Origin of the sequence: Rothia sp. HMSC071F11, from assembly GCF_001809115.1 — a bacterium.
GTDB classification, from domain to species: Bacteria; Actinomycetota; Actinomycetes; order Actinomycetales; family Micrococcaceae; genus Rothia; species Rothia dentocariosa.
Genome location: NZ_KV795756.1, coordinates 259,247 through 280,757 on the forward strand (window position 1 = coordinate 259,247; position 21,511 = coordinate 280,757).

The following is a 21,511-nucleotide window of genomic DNA, read 5'->3' on the forward strand; positions in this document are numbered from 1 at the left end:
GATGCCGTTATAGATAAAACAACACCACAAACCTCATAGAGAGCACCACTCAAGATTAGATCCACATTGCCGGGTCGATATATTCCACAGCATCGACCAGAGGCTTCTTCTTCTCGGGTGTACGCAGACGATGTTTCGCAGGGATACCCGTAATTATGGAATCGCGCGGATGATCGTTCACCACCACGGCATTTGCTCCGATAGCGCTATCTGCCCCAATGACTACTGGACCCAGCACCTTAGCACCAGCACCGATTGTTACTCTGTCTTCGATTGTGGGGTGGCGCTTAATCTTTTCAAGCGAGCGACCGCCGAGAGTAACGCCATGATAGAGCATCACATCATCACCTATTTCGGTGGTCTCACCAATAACGATACCCATGCCATGATCGATAAAAAAACGCCGCCCAATGACGGCCCCTGGATGGATCTCGACACCGGTCAAAAAACGGGTGAGCTGCGAGAGGGTACGAGCTAGAGATTTCGTGCCGTCCTTTTGCCAAAGTTTGTGTGTAAGCCGGTGAGCCCATATCGCATGCATGCCCGAATAGTTAAGCATGATTTCGCCAGCCCCACGCGCCGCTGGATCATGCTCTCGAACATTTTCAATGTCTTCGCGCAGACGGGCAAAAAATCCCATAATCTTCTTTCTGTTACCGTAGATACTTCCCCAAGGTACCAACATCGAAGCCAGTTTTCATATTAGGCGCGCCTGCGCCGCACAATATTGATGTTGACCCTTTATTGCGTACAACTAGAAAAGAATGCTGAAATTCCCTATTCTTCTCTGAGCAGAGGAAACGCCCCACAGCACCGTAGCGAACGGAAGCGTGGGGCGTTGTTTCTTGAGGAAGTTTAGCCACGGATATCTTCGTAGAGTACCGTAGAGATATAGCGTTCACCGAAGTCGGGAACAACTGCAACGATCAGCTTGTCCTTATTTTCGGACTTCTTAGCTTCTTCCAATGCTGCATAGACGGCTGCGCCGGAAGAAATACCACCCAGGATACCCTCCTGGGTTGCTAGTGCGCGGGAAGTACGGATCGCTTCTTCACCAGATACTGCGATGACCGAATCGTAGATTTCGCGGTCGAGAGTATCCGGCACGAAGTTAGCGCCCAAGCCTTGAATCTTGTGCGGACCAACGCGGCCTTCAGACAGGAGCGGTGAATCCTGAGGTTCAACGGCAACGATCTGCAGGTTGGGGTTCTTCTCCTTCAAGTACTTGCCAGCACCGGAGATAGTACCGCCGGTACCGATACCCGATACGAAAATATCAATCTTGCCGTCAGTCGCATCCCAAATTTCAGGGCCGGTGGTCTTGTAGTGAATAGCAGGGTTTGCCTCATTGGAGAACTGCGATGCGAGAATTGCGTTGTCCGTGGTGGCAACGATTTCCTGTGCCTTCTCAACAGCGCCGCGCATGCCGTCGGTGCCGGGAGTGAGAACAATTTTCGCACCGTAAGCGCGAAGCAGTACTCGACGTTCAGCCGACATGGTCTCGGGCATTGTCAAAATAACGTTGTATCCACGTGCTGCACCAACCATTGCAAGGGCAATACCGGTGTTTCCAGAAGTCCCTTCGACAATGGTACCGCCGGGCTTGAGAGCTCCGGCTTCTTCAGCGGCATCAATGATGGCGCGGCCGATGCGGTCTTTCACAGAGCCTGCGGGGTTGTAGAATTCGAGCTTGACGGCTACGTTGCCGGGCAAACCAGCATCGAGGCGGTTGAGTCGAACAAGGGGAGTCTGACCAATAGCATCAACAATGCTGTTTACGATCTCTGCCACAGTATTTAATCCTTTAGTGTGTGGTGAAAAATCCTATTGATTTTCCGGGGAACCTTGGGTACGTGAGAAACTTTACTACGCTGCGGGTAACGGTGTAAGTTTACCCGTCACAGTTCGTAATATGCTACTGAGTTGGGAATAAAAACGCTGGCGGCGGTGTAGCAGACAATAATTTTTCACCCTTAATAGTCCGCGTGCCGTATATATTTCCTATTGGAAAATTATACGGCACGGCGTTCCTTCTCGAGGTTCTAAGCGGTACTAATGGTCGAGTGAAAGAATAATCCAAGAGTTATTCTGGTACTTTGCTTTGATATCGATATCTTGATCTAGATTTAATCTGTTGTTTTGAGTGTCGGTTGCCGTACCGTCGTTAACAGTCCATGCGCCAAAATCGACTTTGAAATGACCCGGCCAGGTATATGTATCACCATCTTTGGTGGGAGAACCAGCTTTGAGGGCGATGGTTACAACGGGGTTATCGGTCCATGTAGTACCCCCGAGAAAAGGGGAGTTAGACATAAAGAATACTTTGGTTCTCTCAGGAATATTGACCTCTTGAAGATAGCTCGTATCTCCAGTGCGCAGTGCATATTGCATGGCAGCGGCGGCAAAAGCGAGGGTTGAGTATAGCCCGCCGGTTGAATCATCGTTGATGTCTTGAGGCTTCTTGGGTTTTGGAACATTCTGCGCTGGATGCTCCTTTGTCGCGGGCTCGTAAGAACCTGCAGATTCGTCATAGGAATCAAGTTTGACTTCGCCTTGGTAATCTTTGCCGCATGCGGTGAGCATTGGAATAACCGCGAGACTCAGTATTCCTAAAGTGGTAAATCTGAGCGTGTTACGGCGGGAAAATACCCCGGAAGTAGGCATGATGAAGTAGTCCTCTCTCATGGGATGGGTTGGTGATGGTTTTAGCTTACCTAAACTTTATTATTTGGTACAAGCTTTTAATGTATTTCGCACAAAGTTAACACGCACTCTAAACGCTTTTGTTCGAGTCGCATTTATACAAGCGTGAAAAGACAGCATTTTGACGAGCAGGTGACTGACTGCCAGCTGCTTGTAGAACTAGAGTTAAGCACAAGAATCGAGAGAGTCGTCGCACACATTCTGATACCCGCGTTGTGTCGTCTGCTGGACTCTTGTTAATTGGTGTCTTTTCGGTACGAAGACTGCTGCTTTGGTGGGTAGGGGGAGCCTCACATAAATATTTTTCTGCCGCACGTATCTTGGTATGCGGTACAGAAAAGAGATTTGAAAAATAATCGAGAAGATATAAAAACACCGTATACTCAACGTTTGTGAGCATACGGTGTTGTGCTGCGGAACGATACCTATTAGTCGATATCCATGTGTAGATCCCACACGTTATTGATGTAGCGGCCTACAGCCTCGCCCTGCATACGTACGTAGCGTTTATCAGAAGGGGTATCTTGCTCTTTACCCTTATTGAAGAGTTTTTCGCCCAAATCAATGGTGAAATCGACGGTCCAGTTATAGGCACCCTGCGCGATAGTAGGCTGCTTGCTGCTAATAACCATTGTGGCCGAAGGCTTTTCGTACCATGTCTTTTCTTCGATACCCTTCATCGTACGATCGGCGTATTTCTGGAGTGCATTCAGAGTATCAGCATCGGTGCTGACCTCCCGAACATACTTCATATCGCCGGTCTGCAGGAGGTAATCGACAGCAGCACCAAAATATGCAAGCGCAGAGGCAAAGCCCGCAACGGTGTTCTGGTGCATTGCTTCGGGAATAACGGGGGTGGGTACGTTCTGCGCGGGAGATTCCGCCGTAGCGGGCTGGTACTCTCCGGGGGTTTCGTACTGCTCTAACTTAGCGACTCCGGAGTAGTCTTTACCGTCGTTGACGAGTTCCGTAGGAGTCGGGGTGGGGGTAGGTGATTCGGAAGCTGAGGGGGTAGTAGAAGCTGAAGAGGAAGCGCTGGAGCTCTTCGTCTGAGAAGTGCTTGCGGAGGCTGAAGAATTAGATTCTTCTTTCTTATCGCTGCCGCACGCCGCTAAGAACGCGACACTTCCCATACTGAGAATCCCCAATGCTGCACGACGATTCAGAGCCGAAGACATCGTTATACCTTTCGTGTGAATGCATTAATCCCGTATAAGTCTAAACGTAAAACAAAACGAGATACTTGATTGTACCGAGGAATGTGACCTAACCCTAACCAAAGGTGAGTAACGTTACCGTATAAGGTAATACCTGGCATGGAGAGGGTATGGGTCTCATACGCACTTAAAACGCCCGGGCAAAGGCTTATTGCCATGCCCAGCGCAGACTTAGAAGTCCCGTATTTTTCTCTAGAGAATCCGGTGAAGACTAGTCAGCAATGTCCCGAATAGCCCATGCGCCATCGGTGTATTTTGCCTTGATTTTTCCTTCACTTGTAACTTTTTGCTCATTTTCTGGAACGTTGATGGTCCTGTGTTGAGCGACCGCCCAGTCGCCCTTGGTGAGTGTGAGCTTTGCAGGCCAAAAGTATTCGTTGTCCTTTTGTTCCGGTTGATCGGTAGTAAGCTCAATCGTAACCGTGGGATTGGAGAGCCAGGTAGAACCATTGGTGATCTCTTCGATGGAATCTACAGTATGTTCTAGCTTGACCTCTTTGAGGTACTGGGCATCGCCCGTAATAAGCCGGTATTGCAGTGCAGCCGCAAAGAACGCGATAGTCGAGTAAAGGCCCGCTACTGAGTTGTCATTCATATTATTAGGCTTGACAGGTTTGGGTACGTTCCGTGCCGGATGCTCGCGTGACGCTAATTCATAAGTTCCGGCAGATGTATCGTAGCTATCAAGCTTAGCCTCGCCCTTATAGCTCGATCTTTCGGCGCTGTTTTGCGACGTATTGCCACACGCAGAGAGTACGGTGATTCCGCCCAGTCCAACAGTACCGAGGGCGGTGGTGCGCAGGAGGATTCGGCGCGAAAAAGTGAAAGACATAAAATGCCCCTTCAACGTTGAAATAGCACTAGCTTCTCAAGTGTAGCTCTACATAGAAGACGCCCTGGCAAGATAGATATAGGGGACCCGCGAAATAGTTATACGTTGCTGTGCAGGAACCCCAATAGTTCACAGGGAAAGTAACACTGCTGCGCAGATAATACCGTATATGCAGGGCTCTCCGACATGTGAGGGAAAATACATATCTAGAGGGTATATGTCGAGACATAAAACCCTTAGTTTGACTTTGAAGAACGCAAGGTGAAGAGCAGGAATTCAAAATACCCAGCCTCCGGGTTCCTGCATCAACAGAACCCCGAAGGCTGGGCAAGGGTAACGAACAGCTATTATTTCTTGGGATTAGCTGCCTGTTCTTCGGTTGCCGCAGGATCTGAGGCTCCACCCGTTGCCGATGCGGCAGGACTTGCTGCCGCATTTCCCGAGCTCTTCGTGCCATAGGATAGATTGAGTTCCCAGGATTTCGTGGTGGGATTGTAACGCCCACGGAAATCACAGTCTTGGGTATAGACTCGCTCTTCTTCCTTAACCGGTTTTATCTCGCCGTTCGTCACGCTTTCAGCACCGTAGTCGAATGTGTAGACGCTCTTGAAGAGTAGATTCCCATCGCTCATAATGGCGGGCTGTGACTCCTTGAGCTCGTACCAGGCAGATGGATCTACATACCAGGTTTTCTGCTCGATCCCTTGAGCGATAGTTTTAGCGAGCGCCTCATTTTCTTCGGCGTCGTTACCCGCAAGTTTGACCTTTTTCACGGCGTCGAGGCTGCCGGTTTTCACCAGGTAATCCCTAGCCGCAGCATAGTAAGCGACGGTTGCATGGAAACCGGTTACGCTATTTTCGTTGGCGTTATCCGGCAGCTTAGGCATAGGGGCGTTTTGTGGGGGATGCTCGGCATTACCTGGTTCGTAGGTATTTCCCGGCTCAAAATTATCAAATGTAATACGCCCGGAGTAGTTATTTCCGTCGTTGCTATATCCGTGTGGGTTTGAGGATTTTGGGCTTGGCGCAGAGCCGTTAGCGTTATTGCCATTTGACGTGTTGGTGGAGCTGTTCGAGGAACAAGCGGCGAGCATAGTGAGTCCGGCACCTGATAAAACAGTTGTAACAGCTTGCCTGCGAGTTAAGTGCTGTGACATGGAAGCCTTTCGATGATTATGAGGGTTAAAGCGCATAGGTACCTTCACCCAGATGCGGTTGGAGAAGAAAATATTATGTCTCTATATTCTCATGCGGAGGTGCCGCTGAGCCTTCTTAGTTCTAGGACGGACTCGCGCCTGCCGTGGACTGCGGGTCACGAACTGTGAGTGTGAGGGACCAGGCTTCTTTCTCGAAGGTGCCTTGGATAGTACCCGCATAGTGGAATTTCTGCTGCTCGGCAGGTATTGCACTGGCCTGAGAGTTGACGACCTGCTGTTCTCCCAAACTGATATCGAGGGTGTATCGCCAATCTTTTCGATAATCGTTCACGGCTGTTGGCATGCGTGAGGTGAGGGAGAGCGTGGCTTGAGGAGAAACATACCAGCTTTTGGCAGCCTGACTCTCACCAGTCTCGTCAGTGAAAAGCAGGAGAGCTTTGGTGAACTCGGGGTTGATCGTGATGACTTCCAGAGGATTGGTGTCACCGGTAGCCAAGAGATAATTGAGCGCCGCATTGAGGTAACCGATGGTGTCGTAAAAACCTGCAATGGAGTTTTTGCCCATATTCTCTGTTTTTATGGGGACCGGAACGTTTTGCGCCGGATGCTCTGCGTTTGCGGGCACATAAGTACCTGCTGAGGTGTTGAAGCTCTCGAAAGCCACCTCACCGCTAAAATCGCTGCGTACATACTGACTTACCGAAGGGTCACTCGTAGCATGAGTTTGCTGGTTTCGAGAGCATGCGGCTATCAAAGTAGAGGCGGCGGTGCCGAATAACCCTGCCCCAACGGTACGTAATACACGGCGTCGGGAATAGGGAGGTGAAGTTACCACGTGGAACCTTTCACGTTGAGAAATAAAGGATTAGGGGTTTAGTAGTCGGCGGGTATAGTACTTACCTTTGGGGTGTAGGTAGAAGTCGGTTGTGGAGCGGGTGTATAGGCTCGTGTGGGCTTTGCCGCTGGGTCAAACTGCTGTGGGGAGATGATGAGCCACCTGTCCTTCACCCATTGCGCGTAGAGAGCCGTAAAATCGCGTATTTCATCCTGCGAAAGCGGTTTCGTCACGTTTGTCGTTTTATTGATGAGCGTTCCGTTTTCCTGGGTAGCGGTGCATTCCCACGAGAATTTGCCGTTATGCTCTGTCGGTTTCTCCGAGACGGAGATTTTCCAGGTACCTCCAACGATCCAACTATTATTAGGTTCGGCGTACAGAGTTTCCCAGGCCTTAAGCCGCTCAAGATCGACGGTGTTTTCGCTGTGTACCACTTTGAGAGCAGGGGTGAGATCTCCAGTCATGCGTGCATAGTTAATACACGCCACATAATAGGCGAAGGTGTTTCGCAGCCCCTGAAAATCCTCTTTGAACATCAGGTCGTCTTCTTGGGGGATGGGAACGTTCTGAGCCTTGTGATCGGCAGTTGCCGGGTCTGCCTGGGGAACCGGAACGACCTTTTCCCCGGTTTCGGGGTTCATACTGGCAGTGACCGGGGTGGCGGAATCGTAACGTTGCCAGAGTAGCTCTCCCGAAAGATTTCCATAGTGCGCACCTGTCTCTGAGGGGGATGCTCCCTCAGCGGTTGCTAAACCAGCGGCAGAATCAGAGGAATCGCTAGAGGCACATGAAACTAATAATGGCGCGGCGGCAACGGTGCTGCCAGTAAAGACGAAGAACTGGCGACGTGAAGGGCGCATAGCAACTCCCAAAATATCGTTATTTCCAGAAAATCTGAAACCCGGGTTTAGTGTGTAAAACCAGACTAGGGCGTGGTGGGTGAAAGCACAAACGTACAGCGACCTAAACCGTGATATTAGGCTAGAGTTACGCAAAATACAGCGCTTCGACTCTGTTTACGGCACCTAAAATTCGTGAGGTAAGCAACTTAAACTCACAGGAAACACTCTAAGTTTCCTCAGCAAGCATGCAATAAAGTGTGAAACAATAGCGCACGTGCAACACACAAACGATGAGCGTGTATATTCTGCACGCAAACTTCTAGATGAGCTCACTCTACCCCTCGATACCGCTGATGTTACCCGGGCGAGGGAACAAGTGCGTTCTCTGAGTAAACAGTACGACGATTACATTCTGCCGCGGCTTACCGCTTTGGAGGCACCCCTTACCGTGGTAGTTGGTGGTTCTACGGGTGCCGGTAAATCGACTTTGGTGAATACCTTGATGGGAACCCCCGTATCCCGTTCCAGTGCGCTTCGCCCCACCACTCGGCAGCCAATCTTGCTTTATCGTGCTGAAGACTCCGAATACCTGACCCCCGAACGTTTTCTGCCTACCCTAGAACGGCAGGAGATGGCATCTATCTCTGAAACTTCACCACGCCGGAGTGACATTTGGGAGCTGCCAGGTGCCGAACATCATCTGCAAGATACGCTTATCAGCGTGCAAACTAGCGCTCTGCCGCGTGGTATCGCCCTGATCGATGCGCCCGATATTGATTCGGTCTCTGACGAGAACCGCAGACTTGCCAACGAGCTCTTATCTGCTGCCGATTTGTGGCTCTTCGTCACAACTGCTAACCGTTATGCGGATGCCGTACCCTGGGATTTGCTGCATCGCGCTGCCCAGCGGAATATTGCTGTAGCAGTCGTTCTCAACCGAGTTCCCAAAGGGGCTGTGGATGAGATCGAGTCCGACCTTATGCGGATGCTCACCGAAGCCGGTATAACACCGGTTATTCTGCATAGTATCCATGAACAGCCGCGGGACGAACAGGGGATGCTGCCCGCAGAAGCGGTAGCGCCTCTAACATCCTGGCTTGAACAGCTTGGTGCGGATGCGCCAGCCCGTGCAGCGATCGCGCGTCGCACCCTGGCGGGCGCTATCACCGGGGCCGGTAACTCTCTACAAGAACTTGCTGATGCACAAACCCGTCAGGTGGAAACATACACCGGATTAGAAACTGCGGTGACCTTAGCCTATGAGGATGCGCTTGTCCGTGTGGAAGATTCCCTCACTGACGGCTCATTGCTTCGCGGCGAGGTTCTGGCACGGTGGCACGATTTTGTGGGGACGGGCGACTTCTTCCGCTCTTTGGAGAACCGCATCGGACGGCTGCGGGACAGGTTTGCCGGAATGCTGACCGGGAAACCGGCAGCGACCACGCGGGTTGAGCAGGCTCTCGAAACGGGTCTGCACGCCGTTGTTCTTGATGCCGCTCAACGTGCGCATGAAACTATCCGTCGAAGCTGGGGAGCGGAACGAGCAGGGCGCGTACTCTTACAGAATATTGACGAGAGCCCGTACCCTCCGCACAGCACCCAGGCTCGTGCGGAGCTTGATGAGACTATCGCCGCAGAAATACGAGCCTGGCAAAGTTCTGTACTTGATATGATCCGTGCTGAAGGCAGCAGCAAACGCCAGCGAGCGCGCGTGCTCTCCCTCGGTGTTAACGCGACAGCGGTGCTGCTCATGATGGTGGCTTTTTCGGCGACTGGCGGACTCACCGGCATCGAAATTGGTATTGCGGGAGGATCTGGGGTCGTTGGATCTAAGCTTCTTGAATCGGTCTTCGGTGAGGATGCTGTGCGCCGCATGGCGACTCGCGCTCGCAGTGATCTAGTGGCACGCCTAGAAACCCTGCTCAAACGGCAATCCGAAGATTACCGGCAGGTGCTTTCTTCCCGTGAACCGCGCATACAGCCGGACGAAATTCGTGTCGCTGCCGAACAGCTTCATGACTTAGGTCAAGAACTAGATCATGATCCCTTGGCTCGGCGTGAAGACTCGCTTCAGAACTCGGGGCTCGTTCAGCACATGCATGACGATACAACACAGCCATTACCTGTTAATAACTCTTGCCAGGAGCACACACGATGAACTCATCTTTAGCATCCGCTACGCCGCGCGGGTCTTTTGAAGAACGTGCGCTTCGCCTTCACGATGCGCTCGGCCTGGGTCTTGACGTTATTCCTGATACCGTGCAGGAGAACGCATCCGCAACGCTGAGCCGTGTCATGGAACGTCGGCAGCTTTCGGCAGAACACACTGTAATTGGTTTTTTCGGGGCCACCGGAAGTGGAAAATCCACCCTTTTCAATACCATTGCTGGGATGCCCCTGGCACGTACCGCCGTTACACGACCGACTACCTCAGAAATTCAGGCGGCGATTTGGGGACGGGACGGAAGCGAAGAGCTTCTGGACTGGCTTAAGATCGAACATAGGGTCTATCCCGAGGAGAACGAATCGATACGCCAGATTCGTACCCAAACACAAAATTCGGCGGCAGATTCTGCAGCACCCCACGAAATCGTAGAGCCCGTTCCTGGCATGTGGAATAAGCTCAAAACGGCGGTTGGGCGCGGGCAGACCCGCACACGATCTGGCGGGCTGATCCTGCTGGATCTGCCCGACCTTGACTCGGTAGCGCATCACCACCGGGAGCAGGTAGAGCGCATGCTCTCCTATGTGGATGTGTTGGTGTGGGTCCTCGACCCCCAAAAGTATGCGGATGCGGCGGTGCACCACGATTTTCTGGCTCCTCTCTCCACTCGTGGACATCGCATGGTATGCGTTCTGAACCAAGCAGATACCCTAGATTCCCATGAGGTTCCACAAGTACTTGATGCGCTCACGGAGCTTTTAGAAGCGGACGGTATTACGCCTCTGCTCATTACAGCCCCATTTGCACTCTCGGCGCATACCGGCGAAGGCGTTTCTGCCCTGCGGTCGTTGTTAGGACGTGTGGCGGCTGAGAAAAATGCGGCGTATGAGCGTACTGAGGCGCAGCTATATGCGATTCGCCGTGATCTTGCAGACTATCAGGGTGGTGAAGCACCTCTTCATGAGCCTGACTACGCCGTTGATGAGCTGACGGAAGGCTGCTTTCAAGCCTGCGGGGCTGTTGAAGTTCTTGATGCTGCAGAAGCCTCGTATCGTCGTCGTGCCGTTGCCAACACAGGATGGATAGCTACGCGGTGGGTTGCTAAGTTCCGTGCCGACCCGCTTAAGCGTCTGCATCTTGGAGACGATACTGCGGGTACTCATAGCGCGAGTGAATCTGCACCACAGAAATCTCCGATGCATCTAACGGCTAGTTCGTTACCGCCGCTTACTGCAGCTCAGCAGGCAGCATTAGCTCAGGCAGCGCGCGGTTATGGTGAGTCTGTAGCCCAAAATATTGAAGCTCCCTGGAAGCAACGTATCCAGAACGCCGCCTTGACCCGAGAACAGGATTTTCCGGAGGCCTTTGAGAGGGCGATCGCGCGTGTAGACTACAACACTACCCAGTCACGTTTCTGGTGGAAGCTACTTAACGCGGTGCAATGGATTGCATTTCTAAGCCTTTTGGGAGGCGTAGCCTGGCTGACTGCAATGGCATTTGCAAGCTACCTGCAGATACCTCTGCCGCCTGCGCCCGTACCCGAAGGATCCCCCGTACCTGTACCCACACTTCTACTTATCTTGGGGGCGCTTTTAGGGATCCTGGGTGCCGTATTGGGTAGGGCACTGGTAAATGTGAGCGCCCGTGTATACCGGCGTTCCTTGCGAACGCGCATGATCCAACAGTGCGAAAACGCGGCACAGCAGGTTATCGTGGCGCCAGTATTGGCAGAATGCGAGAAGCTCAGGCGCTATAGGCAGGCTCTGACATAAGAATGAACATCTAAACAGCATGAGGGGTGTGGAACCAACTAGCCGGTTCCACACCCCTCTATTCTATGGTTTGACCTAAGCTACTATACGTTCCGAAGCGCTTGTGAAATCTTATGAGCCGCATCAACAACAACCTCGGCGTATTTGCGACCGGGCTGCATACCGAGTCTTTCGATAGGACCGGAAATAGAAACGGCTGCAATAACTTTGCCCGACGGTGAACGCACAGGGGCAGACACGGAAGCCGTGCCGCGCTCGCGTTCACCTGCCGACTGTGCCCACCCTAATCTGCGCACGGAAGCAAGCATGGCAGCGCTGAAATACGCATCTTGCAGACCCTCAACAAGGCGGTTCTGGTCTTCCCACGCCAAGAGAACCTGGGCGGCGGAACCAGCCTTCATGGAGAGCTGGGTTCCTATAGGAATTGAATCATGCAGTCCAACGGGACGTTCTGCGGATGCTACGCATACGCGCCAGTTTCCTTGACGCCGGTAAACCTGTGCCGACTCGCCGGTTACATGGCGAAGCTGATTTAAAACCGCTCCTGAAGCCGCCAGGAGGTGATCGGCACCAGCCGCATTTGCCAGTTCCATCAGGCGAGGACCCAACATAAAGCGTCCCTGAACATCGCGTGCCACCATACGGTGGTGAGAGAGCGCCACCGCCAAACGATGCGCCGTTGGGCGAGCTAATCCGGTGGCTTTAACAAGCTGCCCCAGCGTGACCGGACCAGCCTCTAGGCATGAAAGAATAAGCGCGGCTTTATCAAGTACCCCCACGCCAGAGGAGATGTTTGGTTCGACCTCAACAACCTGTTGGTCATCCGTGAGAGTATGGGGAGTCTTCAAAGGAGTCGAAAGCCCCGACGTATCGCGAGGGTGACGTGCTCCAGGCAACGGTGTAGACGATGGTGCAGATGTCATAACTCTAGTTTAGCTCAGTGCATCTCAAAATGTGGAAGATAGGGCGCACTTCATAGACTCTTCCTCTGAACCTGCCCATGATGGAGGAACCCTGAATACCAAATTTTTGAAATATATTCCAGGGGCAAGAATATATGTGTTATAAGGCACTATATATCTATGATTGGCGGAAAGCCCGCCATATCAAAGCAGGAGGAAAAATGGCAGGGGACAATACTGCTGCGACAAGCGCTATACCCACATCTGTGAAGCGCCCGCGTACTCTCGCCGAAAAAGTCTGGGAGAACCACGTCGTGGTGCCCGGGCAAGATGGCAAGCCCGACCTTCTCTATATTGACCTGCATCTTCTGCATGAGGTGACCTCGCCCCAGGCTTTTGAAGGGCTACGCCTCGAAAACAGGCCCCTGCGCCGTCTCGACTTGACGATCGCAACTGAAGATCACAATACTCCTACCGAAAATATTTTTTCGACCATTGCGGATATTACTTCGCGAACCCAGATCGAAACCCTGCGTCGTAACACCGCGGAATTTGGCGTGCGCATCCATCCGCTCGGCGATATCGAACAAGGTATCGTACACGTAGTCGGCCCGCAGCTGGGATTGACCATGCCCGGAATAACCGTCGTCTGTGGTGACTCGCACACCTCAACCCACGGTGCTTTCGGTGCACTTGCCTTCGGCATCGGCACCTCTGAGGTTGAGCACGTGATGGCAACCCAAACCCTGCCGCTGGCGCGCTTTAAAACAATGGCAATCAATGTCGAAGGGACTCTAAAACCTGGAGTAACCGCCAAAGATATTATTCTTGCCGTTATCGCTCAGATCGGTACCGGAGGCGGGCAGGGATACGTACTCGAATACCGCGGTTCCGCGATACGCTCCTTGTCTATGGAAGGGCGTATGACCATCTGCAATATGTCGATTGAGGCAGGTGCTCGTGCGGGTATGGTAGCTCCCGACGAGACCACTTTCGAGTATGTTAAGGGGCGTCCTCACGCACCCAAGGGCCAAGATTGGGAGGACGCGCTCGCCTACTGGAAGACCCTTCCCACCGACGAAGGGGCTGTTTTCGACAAAGAAATCTTTATTAATGCAGACGAGCTTGAGCCCTTCGTTACCTGGGGAACAAACCCGGGTCAGGGTGTGCCGCTGAGCCAAGCGGTTCCCGCACCTGAAGACTTTGAGGATGAAAACGACCAGGCAGCCGCATCCCGTGCCCTGGAGTACATGAACCTTAAAGCTGGAACTCCCATGAAAGATATTCCGGTGGACGTCGTATTCTTAGGTTCGTGCACTAACTCACGCATTGAGGATTTGCGTGCTGCCGCCGAAATCATTCGTGGGCGTACCCTTGCCTCAGGCGTGCGTATGATGGTCGTTCCCGGCTCACAGAAAGTTCGCGCACAGGCCGAAGAAGAAGGCCTAGATAAAATCTTCAAGGACTTTGGGGCAGATTGGCGCTTTGCCGGATGCTCTATGTGCTTGGGCATGAACCCCGATCAACTGGCGCCGGGGGAGCGATGCGCATCCACCTCGAACCGCAACTTTGAGGGACGCCAGGGTAAAGGCGGACGAACCCATCTTGTCTCGCCGCTAGTCGCTGCCGCAACGGCGGTTCGCGGAACCCTCTCATCACCTTCTGACTTAGAACCACACGCAGACAATGCCCCTGCGGCGGCGTAAAGGAGAACATTGTGGAACCAATTATTAAACACACCGGAATTGGTGTTCCTCTGCGCGTCTCGAACGTGGATACCGACCAAATTATCCCGGCGGTTTACCTCAAACGCGTAACGAAAACAGGCTTTGACGATGCCCTCTTTGTGAATTGGCGTAAGAACCCCGAATTTGTTCTGAACCAAGAACCTTATAAAAATGGGTCAGTGCTGGTGGCGGGCCCCGATTTTGGTACAGGGTCGTCGCGTGAGCACGCGGTCTGGGCGCTTAAGGATTACGGGTTTCGAGTCGTTATATCGTCACGATTCGCCGATATTTTTCGTGGTAACTCGGGTAAACAAGGACTCGTTGCCGCTCAGGTGGCTCAGGATGATGTCGAGTTGATTTGGAAGGCTCTTGAACGGGAACCCGGTACCGAAATTACCGTTGATTTAGAAAATAAGACGGTAACTGTGGGTGCCCTCGTGGTGCCTTTCCAGATTGATAATTATGTACGCTGGCGTTTGATGGAAGGGCTTGACGATATCGGGCTTACCCTTCAGAACATTGAGGCCATTAAAGACTACGAGGCGCGCCGCCCCGCATGGATGCCTCGGACTCAGGAAGTCTAGTCTGGATACTCGGTGAGGTGCGTACCCTGTGACATCAGGGTACGCACCTCACCGAGTATTACGGGGTGTATCAGATACACATTTATCGGTATGTTGCTGGGGTTTGATGGTTATATGAGGTGGTTCTTCGAGGAAGTTTATGAGCGGCATCTTTGAACTATCTCGATAAACATCGCGAAGCACAGGTTCTACACAGCTCTTCCGTTTGTAGCAGCCCGTTCGAGAACGTAAAATGATAGCTTGAAAGTCTGTGCAGACCTATTAATAATTCGTTAATGGCGCCGGACCTCAGCACTAACAGCAGTTCTTGTCGGCCCCACCGAGCCGACCGTTCGAAGGATTAGTTATGTCCCTTAACATCAGCGAACTTCGCATTGAGGGTGGTACCCCTCTTAAAGGCGAAGTCCACGTTCGAGGCGCCAAAAACCTCGTACCTAAAGCGATGGTAGCAGCGTTGCACGGATCCACCCGTTCAACCTTGCGTAACGTACCAGACCTAAGCGATGTTGAGATTGTAACTACCCTTGTTGAACTTCACGGTGCGAAAGTTAACTATGATCCTGAAGCCGGTATTCTCACATTAGATCCCGCCCAAGACGCGAAGACTGCGGCCGATAACGCTGAAGAGATTCAACTCTTCGGCGGTAACTCACGTATTCCGATCCTGATGGTAGGTCCGCTTCTGCACACGCTCGGTACCGCGCGTATCCCTAATCTAGGTGGATGCAAAATTGGTGATCGTCCTATCGATTACCATATGGATGCGCTCCGTAAATTTGGTGCCGTCGTCGAGAAAGACGATGAAAGCGGCACTACTCTGAACGCTCCCGATGAAGGCCTGCACGGTGCTGAAATCGAACTCAATTACCCCTCCGTAGGGGCTACCGAACAGGTTCTTCTGACTGGTGTGCGCGCCCGCGGCACCACGGTTTTGAAGAACGCCGCTATTGAGCCCGAGATTATTGATCTTATTGCGGTTTTGCAGAAGATGGGTGCAATCATCTTCATTAACGAAAACCGCACCATTATTATTGAGGGGGTTGACGCCCTAACCGGGTACGACCACACCGCCTTGGCAGACCGCAATGAGTCCGCTTCCTGGGCATCCGCCGCGTTGGCAACCGGCGGAGATATTTTTGTGCGCGGTGCTTCACAGAAGGATATGACTGCTTTCCTCAACCAGTTCCGGAAGATGGGCGGTGAATTCGAGGTTACCCCGGAAGGAATCCGCTTTACTCACCCCGGCGTGATTACCCCCGGCGCAGAGCTGAACCCTATCGTGTTTGAGACCAACGTGCACCCCGGTTTTATGACCGACTGGCAGCAGCCGCTTGTCGTTGCGCTCACGCAGGCAAAAGGAACTTCTATTGTGCACGAGACCGTGTACGAAGAGCGTTTTGGGTTTACTAATGCCCTCAAACAGATGGGCGCCGATATTGTGGTTATGCGCGATTGCATCGGCAGCGAGTTTTGTCGTTTCCACGGTAAGAGCTTCGGGCACTCCGCTATTATTAGCGGCTCTACCCCGCTTAAGGCCGCTGACATTGAGGTTCCCGATCTGCGCGGTGGATTCTCGCATATTATCGCCGCTCTAACAGCAGAAGGTACATCCCACGTTACGGGTGTTGAAATTATCGCGCGCGGTTACGAGAACTTTGAAAAGAAACTCGAAGCTCTGGGCGCAAAGTTTGAGGTACTTGCCCGCAAACAGAGCAAGACTCCTAAGCCCGATGCAGAAATTGAGATTGTTGTGCCAGAAGAGGTTGAGGTACAGGGCTAGTATGAGCGGTCAACAGGGGAAAAAAGCACTACCCACACTTGAGCCTACCCCTCAAGGAGATAAGCTCTTTAAGGTTCTTGGTAACGCTGCGCGCGTGGTGTATAAAGGCATAGCCCGCATCGAAATTATCGGGAGCGAGAACTTCCCGACCGACCGAGGCTATATCGTGGTTGCTAACCATTCCACCGAGATAGACCCTGTAACCGTTGCACTCCCTATCTTCAATAACGGAGTCTTCCCGCGGTTTTTAGCGAAGGACTCTTTGTTCCGAGCGCCCGTTCTGGGATATATTATGCGTAAAATGGCGCATATTCCCGTGATACGCGGCTCTGTAGACGCTCGCAAGGCGCTTATTACTGCCCGTAAAGTTGTAGAGGCTGGCGGCGCTGTAGTGATTTACCCTGAGGGAACAACTACCGGTGATCCTGAGGGTTGGCCCATGCAGGCCCGTACGGGTGCTGCCCGTCTTGCCCTCGCAACTGGTGCTCCCGTAGTACCGGTGGCGCACTGGGGCGATGAGCAGATTCTTGGGTATGACTACGAAACCGTGGATGGTGGCCGCGTCAAAGAGCATCGTAAGGTTTCCCTATTTCCCCGTAAAACGGTCAAAGTGAAGGTGGGTAAGCCTCTCGATATCGCCTCTTTAATCGATGATCCTTCGCCGGAGGCAAAGCATACGCGTACTGAGCTTGGGGTCGTGACCGACGCTATGCTTGACGCCGTGACCGAACTGCTGGAAGACATACGTGGCGAAAAGGCGCCAATCGGTCGTTGGAATCCCCGAACCAAACGTCGTGAAGCTCCCGGTGAAATGACGGGGATAGCTGGTAACCTGGGCGAACCGGATCCTAAATAGGAGGCGAGGTTATGGCTCTTTTCACGAATTCCGCTGACAACAGCGAACCGGCTCCACGTAAGGTAGTAAAAATTGCGATCTTGGGTGCGGGAAGCTGGGGGACCGCATTCGCCAAAATTGTGGCTGATTCGGCGCGAGAAAATAAAACGGGCGTTCAGGTAGTCCTTATTGGCCGCAGCGAACAAGCTATGGCAGAGTGCTCTCAGACTAGGGAAAATAATAAATATTTTCCGGGGATGAAGCTACCCGAGAACCTGGAATTCACGGCGGATGCTCCTACCGGGCTCACTGATGCCGATTTGGTGGTACTGGCTTTACCCTCACAGGTGCTACGTTCGCAGCTTCAACTTTATGCCCGCTATATTGAGCCGCATGCCCTGCTGGTTTCACTTGCAAAGGGATTAGAAACCGGCACCGGTTTGCGCATGTCCCAGGTGATTACCGAGGAACTTGAGGAAGCCTTGGCGATGCGCGGCGCAGACATCCGCACTATCGGGCACATACCGCATCGGGTATGCGTGCTTTCAGGGCCGAATCTTGCTACTGAGATTATGGGGGAGGAGCCCACCGCTTCTGTAGTCGCAGCACGCACACTGCCCATCGCAGAAATTGTCGCGCAGGCTTGTGCCTGCAGCTATTTCCGCCCCTACACGAATACCGATGTGGTGGGTACGGAAATCGGTGGTTTGGTGAAGAACGTGATCGCCTTGTGCGTCGGCATCTGTGAAGGCCGCAATTACGGTGATAACTCCAAAGCCTCAATCATGACGCGCGGACTTGCCGAAATTACTCGTCTTGCGGTCGCACTGGGTGGTGAAGCAGCAACAATGAGCGGACTTGCGGGGATGGGAGATTTGATTGCTACCTGTTCATCGCCGCTTTCACGAAATCATACTGCCGGGCGTCTACTTGCCGAAGGGGTAAGCCCGGATAAACTCAGTGAACATATGAGCCAGACAGCGGAATCCATCAAATCAGCCCCCGTCGTAGCGCAATTAGCACGCCGTCACGGAGTCGAAATGCCTATTGTGGAAGCGGTCGTTGCTGTCCTGACTGGACACATCGAGATCGGACAGCTGGCACCGCTGCTACTGGGACGACGCCTGAAACACGAAGGCCATTAACATCAAGATCTTCCGCAAGAAAATTTTTGCGGCAGATAAAACAACTAATACAGCACGTGTGCGCAGACATGGGCGCTTGAGGGGCGCCCTCTTACGAAGGAGATGCAATGACCGAAAACGCACAGAAGAAAACTGTTGCTCTACTGTGTGGCGGACGTTCTTCGGAACACCCTATTTCTCTGATTACTGCCGTAGGCGTGCTAGGCGCCATTGACAGCAGCGTCTACGACGTGGTGACTATTGGCATTACAAAAGACGGTCGTTGGTATTTGACGAATCTGGAAGAGCTGAGCGCACTTCTCGACGCTGCCCCTGCACATGCAGAGTTTACGGGTGGTTCGCACCAGGTTTTCCTGCCTCTTGGAGCCGGGGATTCGCGAGTGCACCTAGTAGATGCTGACGGAAATCTTGAGTATGGTCCTGCCCTTGACGTGGTATTCCCCCTCATACACGGTCCTTTCGGCGAAGACGGAACAATTCAGGGTCTTCTGGAACTTGCTGAGTTGCCCTATGTAGGATGCGGCGTGACGGCATCAGCCGTAGGTATGGATAAGCACTTTATGAAGGTTGCATTTGAGTCGGCTGGGCTGGAGGTTGGGTCTTATGAGGTGGTGACCGATCGCCAATGGACTCATGAGCGCGAGGAATCGCTTAAACGTATAACCGCCCTTGGTTACCCCATGTTCGTTAAACCCACGCGTGCGGGTTCTTCTTTTGGCATTACCAAAGTGGATAAATTTGAGGAACTTGTTCCGGCTATCGAAGAAGCACGCCGCCATGACGCAAAGATTATTGTGGAAGCTGGCATTGTGGGGCGTGAAATCGAGTGTGGCGTCTTAGACGGTCACCACGGTAATATGCCGCGTGCATCATACCCTGGCGAAATCGAGGTTGTTGATGAGGACCACGGTTTCTATGATTTTGATGCTAAATATATCTCAAAGTCTTCGGCAGTTACCCGGTGCCCCGCCGATTTACCGAAGGATATGCAGGAGCGTTTGCGTGCTCTGGCGGTTAAGGCGTTTTTGGCCCTTGACGGCGAAGGACTATCCCGCGCAGATTTCTTCTACACCCCGGATGGTCGTTTGGTGATCAACGAGGTGAACACTATGCCAGGATTTACCCCGATTTCAATGTACAAAACCATGTGGGAAAACACCGGAATTTCCTATACCGAACTGATTGATGAACTGCTGACTCTTGCACTGGAGCGTCCTTTAGGGCTGCGCTAATAGAAGGAAATTCCAGTGTTAGAGCCCTCAAGACCTTAGGTCTTGAGGGCTCTAAAATTTGCGTTTGCGTGAAGTGAACTGAAGGTAAGGATCCAGAGGTATTGAATCCTCTATTTTCCGGTTTTGACACCGTTGAGAGTATCGTTGATGTTCGTGCATTTCTTCTGAGACGGAATTTGTTTGACCGCCGAGTTGAGCTCAGTAAGAAGAGTTGATGATGAAACCTTATCTGCGTCGAAGGTTACTTCAATGGCGGGCGTTCGTCCGTACGTGGTTGCCGTCCACGTTCCCGTCGCACGGTTTTCAGGGCCTGCAGCGGCGGAGGAAGACGCTGAGACTGGCGGTGCTGAGTTCTCTGGCGCATCCTTGGGACGCAGCACCCAATCAATCCCATTGACCTCAGCGCATGGATCCGATACGGGTTCCTGAACGGTAACACCGCATTTGAGAATCACGGAAGCTGGTTCGCCCCAAGCGGTCGTTCCTTGCGCCGTAGTTTCACGCTGCTGTAGGCCAACGAGTTTTTCTGGCATAGCAACCATCGCATAAGCGCATACAGGGTTGGCGGCATCTGGAGCCGGATCAAGATTGACATTGCCCGCTCCACATGCGCTGAGCGACAGCACCCCGGTGAGCGCAAGACCCAAGCCTGCTCGCTTCGCTGGGGACATGACGAAAAAGCTAAAAGACATAAAAGTCACTCTCTCATTCTAACGTACGGTATATTCACCGGCGTGTCGCAGAAACATAGCGCGGCAGATCAGAAGAAAGCAAAAATTTGAATACCAATTTAAAGCTCAAAGTCACGACAATTTGCCCATAGTCCAGGTACCATGAAAGTAACAGTTAATAGTTGATCGTGAAAAGATTCTTAAAATTCGATAAACTTTTGAGAGAAGCACATCCTTGTTATTTAGGGTGTAGACTCACCCAAGCACGCATATTGTTCGGTAGCTATTCGGTATAAGGACACTTTTTGGGAAACAGACAATGCAAAGTAGCGTCGGCTAGCCTAGCGACTGCATTGATTGCATTCGGTAGTGTGCCGATCGCCGCAACGCTGACACAGGAGGCACGTGGCGCTTCCGGGAAGGTCGCAAACCATCCTGCGACCTCTGAGTCTGCCGCGCCCGGTCAAGCTACCACGCAGCCTGCCGTACCAGCTACCTTTGCAGCTTTAGGTCAGAAAAATGCCGTGACTCCTATGCCCATGCCGTCTGCAACCGCTACCTTGACTATGTACGGCATGGCCTCGGGCAACGTGACCTATGCTGCTCAACCCGCCGTTGCCCTGCAATCGGAATCTCCCATTGCAGGTGCCGAGTTTGCCGCTGCACCTCCGCTTGACTATGACCAGCAGGACGACGAGATTCCTGAGGCTACCGAGACCCCTGCGCAACGAGCTACCCCGGCTCAGAAAACTGATGAAGATGAAGCGGAAGTTCAGCCTGTTACCCCCGAATATGAGAGTCCACAGGCGCAGCCTTATGATGCCGAAGTTCCTACTGAGGATTCTGAAACAGAAGCTGTAACTCCAACTCCTGCTGCTCCCGTTCAGAACCTTCCTGCTGAGGACGCTGAGGAAGCTTCCCCGGATCTCGGAGAAGAACCAGCGGCTACTCCTGTGACGCCTACTCCGGCTCCTACAGATCAGACTCCGGTGAATCCCGCACCAGTAACCCCTACGCCCACACCGGTTAATCCGACCCCGGTGAACCCGGAGCCTGTGCCTGCCAACCCTACTCCTGTAACGCCTACTCCGGCTCCTACAGATCAGACTCCGG

Annotated in this window: 18 protein-coding genes and 1 pseudogene; 9 read left to right on the forward strand and 10 right to left on the reverse strand. The window is 52.6% G+C overall.

Annotated elements, in window-relative coordinates; all coding sequences use genetic code 11:
* Positions 1 to 55 precede the first annotated feature (55 nt).
* The 8 genes from epsC to HMPREF2554_RS05625 all read right to left on the reverse strand — a co-directional run bounded on the left by epsC (position 56) and on the right by HMPREF2554_RS05625 (position 7,604).
* Complete coding sequence (epsC, locus tag HMPREF2554_RS05590; RefSeq protein ID WP_041321815.1) at positions 56 to 640, reverse strand: serine O-acetyltransferase EpsC; 585 nt, start codon at positions 638 to 640, stop codon at positions 56 to 58.
* 215 nt (positions 641 to 855) lie between these two features.
* On the reverse strand, positions 856 to 1,791 hold the full coding sequence (gene cysK, locus HMPREF2554_RS05595) for a cysteine synthase A (RefSeq protein ID WP_004004913.1): 936 nt from the start codon (positions 1,789 to 1,791) through the stop codon (positions 856 to 858).
* Positions 1,792 to 2,052: 261 nt separating this feature from the next.
* A complete protein-coding gene (locus tag HMPREF2554_RS05600) occupies positions 2,053 to 2,664 on the reverse strand; it encodes a DUF6318 family protein (protein ID WP_246826015.1) in 612 nt (203 codons plus the stop codon).
* Positions 2,665 to 3,131: 467 nt separating this feature from the next.
* Positions 3,132 to 3,881 carry a DUF6318 family protein gene (locus HMPREF2554_RS05605; RefSeq protein ID WP_070554338.1) on the reverse strand — a complete coding sequence of 250 codons (750 nt, stop codon included), beginning with the start codon at positions 3,879 to 3,881 and terminating at the stop codon, positions 3,132 to 3,134.
* 250 nt (positions 3,882 to 4,131) lie between these two features.
* Positions 4,132 to 4,752, reverse strand: coding sequence for a DUF6318 family protein (locus HMPREF2554_RS05610; protein ID WP_070554340.1), 621 nt, complete (start codon positions 4,750 to 4,752; stop codon positions 4,132 to 4,134).
* 347 nt (positions 4,753 to 5,099) lie between these two features.
* Positions 5,100 to 5,909, reverse strand: coding sequence for a DUF6318 family protein (locus HMPREF2554_RS05615; RefSeq protein WP_141744369.1), 810 nt, complete (start codon positions 5,907 to 5,909; stop codon positions 5,100 to 5,102).
* 121 nt (positions 5,910 to 6,030) lie between these two features.
* Positions 6,031 to 6,744: a DUF6318 family protein gene (locus HMPREF2554_RS05620; RefSeq protein WP_246826016.1), complete on the reverse strand. Its 714-nt coding sequence runs from the start codon at positions 6,742 to 6,744 to the stop codon at positions 6,031 to 6,033.
* 38 nt (positions 6,745 to 6,782) lie between these two features.
* Positions 6,783 to 7,604: a DUF6318 family protein gene (locus HMPREF2554_RS05625; RefSeq protein ID WP_246826017.1), complete on the reverse strand. Its 822-nt coding sequence runs from the start codon at positions 7,602 to 7,604 to the stop codon at positions 6,783 to 6,785.
* Positions 7,605 to 7,860: 256 nt separating this feature from the next.
* Here HMPREF2554_RS05625 and HMPREF2554_RS05630 point away from each other — a divergent pair, with 256 nt between their 5' ends.
* Positions 7,861 to 9,744 (forward strand): dynamin family protein, encoded by a 1,884-nt coding sequence (locus tag HMPREF2554_RS05630; RefSeq protein WP_070554342.1) that lies wholly within the window; start codon positions 7,861 to 7,863, stop codon positions 9,742 to 9,744.
* Entirely contained in the window at positions 9,741 to 11,522 is a 1,782-nt protein-coding gene (locus tag HMPREF2554_RS05635; protein ID WP_070554344.1) for a dynamin family protein, read from the forward strand. The genes HMPREF2554_RS05630 and HMPREF2554_RS05635 overlap by 4 nt, the downstream gene beginning before the upstream one ends.
* Before the next feature lie 83 nt (positions 11,523 to 11,605).
* Here the strand turns inward: HMPREF2554_RS05635 and HMPREF2554_RS05640 are convergent, their stop codons facing one another.
* Positions 11,606 to 12,445 (reverse strand): IclR family transcriptional regulator, encoded by an 840-nt coding sequence (locus HMPREF2554_RS05640; RefSeq protein ID WP_244864735.1) that lies wholly within the window; start codon positions 12,443 to 12,445, stop codon positions 11,606 to 11,608.
* A 200-nt stretch (positions 12,446 to 12,645) separates the two neighbouring features.
* Between HMPREF2554_RS05640 and leuC the strand changes: the two genes are divergently transcribed.
* The 6 genes from leuC (at position 12,646) to HMPREF2554_RS05670 (ending at position 19,727) form a co-directional block, all read left to right on the forward strand.
* Positions 12,646 to 14,130 (forward strand): 3-isopropylmalate dehydratase large subunit, encoded by a 1,485-nt coding sequence (gene leuC, locus HMPREF2554_RS05645; protein ID WP_115333561.1) that lies wholly within the window; start codon positions 12,646 to 12,648, stop codon positions 14,128 to 14,130.
* 11 nt (positions 14,131 to 14,141) lie between these two features.
* Positions 14,142 to 14,735, forward strand: coding sequence for a 3-isopropylmalate dehydratase small subunit (gene leuD / locus HMPREF2554_RS05650; protein WP_013399252.1), 594 nt, complete (start codon positions 14,142 to 14,144; stop codon positions 14,733 to 14,735).
* 346 nt (positions 14,736 to 15,081) lie between these two features.
* Positions 15,082 to 16,515 carry a UDP-N-acetylglucosamine 1-carboxyvinyltransferase gene (murA, locus tag HMPREF2554_RS05655; protein WP_004004898.1) on the forward strand — a complete coding sequence of 478 codons (1,434 nt, stop codon included), beginning with the start codon at positions 15,082 to 15,084 and terminating at the stop codon, positions 16,513 to 16,515.
* A gap of 1 nt (position 16,516) precedes the next feature.
* The gene (locus HMPREF2554_RS05660; protein ID WP_013399251.1) at positions 16,517 to 17,371 is read left to right on the forward strand and encodes a lysophospholipid acyltransferase family protein; all 855 of its coding nucleotides are present in this window, start codon (positions 16,517 to 16,519) and stop codon (positions 17,369 to 17,371) included.
* Between the two features lie 11 nt (positions 17,372 to 17,382).
* The gene (locus HMPREF2554_RS05665; RefSeq protein ID WP_013399250.1) at positions 17,383 to 18,495 is read left to right on the forward strand and encodes an NAD(P)H-dependent glycerol-3-phosphate dehydrogenase; all 1,113 of its coding nucleotides are present in this window, start codon (positions 17,383 to 17,385) and stop codon (positions 18,493 to 18,495) included.
* 107 nt (positions 18,496 to 18,602) lie between these two features.
* Positions 18,603 to 19,727 (forward strand): D-alanine--D-alanine ligase family protein, encoded by a 1,125-nt coding sequence (locus HMPREF2554_RS05670; RefSeq protein ID WP_013399249.1) that lies wholly within the window; start codon positions 18,603 to 18,605, stop codon positions 19,725 to 19,727.
* Between the two features lie 110 nt (positions 19,728 to 19,837).
* On the opposite strand, the gene HMPREF2554_RS05675 is transcribed toward HMPREF2554_RS05670, so the two are convergent.
* The gene (locus HMPREF2554_RS05675) at positions 19,838 to 20,419 is read right to left on the reverse strand and encodes a DUF3515 domain-containing protein (RefSeq protein ID WP_013399248.1); all 582 of its coding nucleotides are present in this window, start codon (positions 20,417 to 20,419) and stop codon (positions 19,838 to 19,840) included.
* A gap of 350 nt (positions 20,420 to 20,769) precedes the next feature.
* On the opposite strand from HMPREF2554_RS05675, the pseudogene HMPREF2554_RS11770 reads away from it, so the two are divergent.
* Positions 20,770 to 21,511: pseudogene (locus HMPREF2554_RS11770) on the forward strand (transcriptional regulator); the annotation flags it as partial.

Excerpts from the sequence above, each read along its gene's own strand:
- epsC (WP_041321815.1), bottom strand. The coding sequence starts at position 640 with ATGGGATTTTTTGCCCGTCTGCGCGAAGACATTGAAAATGTTCGAGAG.
- HMPREF2554_RS05600 (WP_246826015.1), bottom strand. The coding sequence starts at position 2,664 with ATGCCTACTTCCGGGGTATTTTCCCGCCGTAACACGCTCAGATTTACC.
- HMPREF2554_RS05605 (WP_070554338.1), bottom strand. The coding sequence starts at position 3,881 with ATGTCTTCGGCTCTGAATCGTCGTGCAGCATTGGGGATTCTCAGTATG.
- HMPREF2554_RS05610 (WP_070554340.1), bottom strand. The coding sequence starts at position 4,752 with ATGTCTTTCACTTTTTCGCGCCGAATCCTCCTGCGCACCACCGCCCTC.
- HMPREF2554_RS05615 (WP_141744369.1), bottom strand. The coding sequence starts at position 5,909 with ATGTCACAGCACTTAACTCGCAGGCAAGCTGTTACAACTGTTTTATCA.
- HMPREF2554_RS05625 (WP_246826017.1), bottom strand. The coding sequence starts at position 7,604 with ATGCGCCCTTCACGTCGCCAGTTCTTCGTCTTTACTGGCAGCACCGTT.
- HMPREF2554_RS05635 (WP_070554344.1), top strand. The coding sequence starts at position 9,741 with ATGAACTCATCTTTAGCATCCGCTACGCCGCGCGGGTCTTTTGAAGAA.
- HMPREF2554_RS05640 (WP_244864735.1), bottom strand. The coding sequence starts at position 12,445 with ATGACATCTGCACCATCGTCTACACCGTTGCCTGGAGCACGTCACCCT.
- leuC (WP_115333561.1), top strand. The coding sequence starts at position 12,646 with ATGGCAGGGGACAATACTGCTGCGACAAGCGCTATACCCACATCTGTG.
- murA (WP_004004898.1), top strand. The coding sequence starts at position 15,082 with ATGTCCCTTAACATCAGCGAACTTCGCATTGAGGGTGGTACCCCTCTT.
- HMPREF2554_RS05660 (WP_013399251.1), top strand. The coding sequence starts at position 16,517 with ATGAGCGGTCAACAGGGGAAAAAAGCACTACCCACACTTGAGCCTACC.
- HMPREF2554_RS05665 (WP_013399250.1), top strand. The coding sequence starts at position 17,383 with ATGGCTCTTTTCACGAATTCCGCTGACAACAGCGAACCGGCTCCACGT.
- HMPREF2554_RS05670 (WP_013399249.1), top strand. The coding sequence starts at position 18,603 with ATGACCGAAAACGCACAGAAGAAAACTGTTGCTCTACTGTGTGGCGGA.
- HMPREF2554_RS05675 (WP_013399248.1), bottom strand. The coding sequence starts at position 20,419 with ATGTCTTTTAGCTTTTTCGTCATGTCCCCAGCGAAGCGAGCAGGCTTG.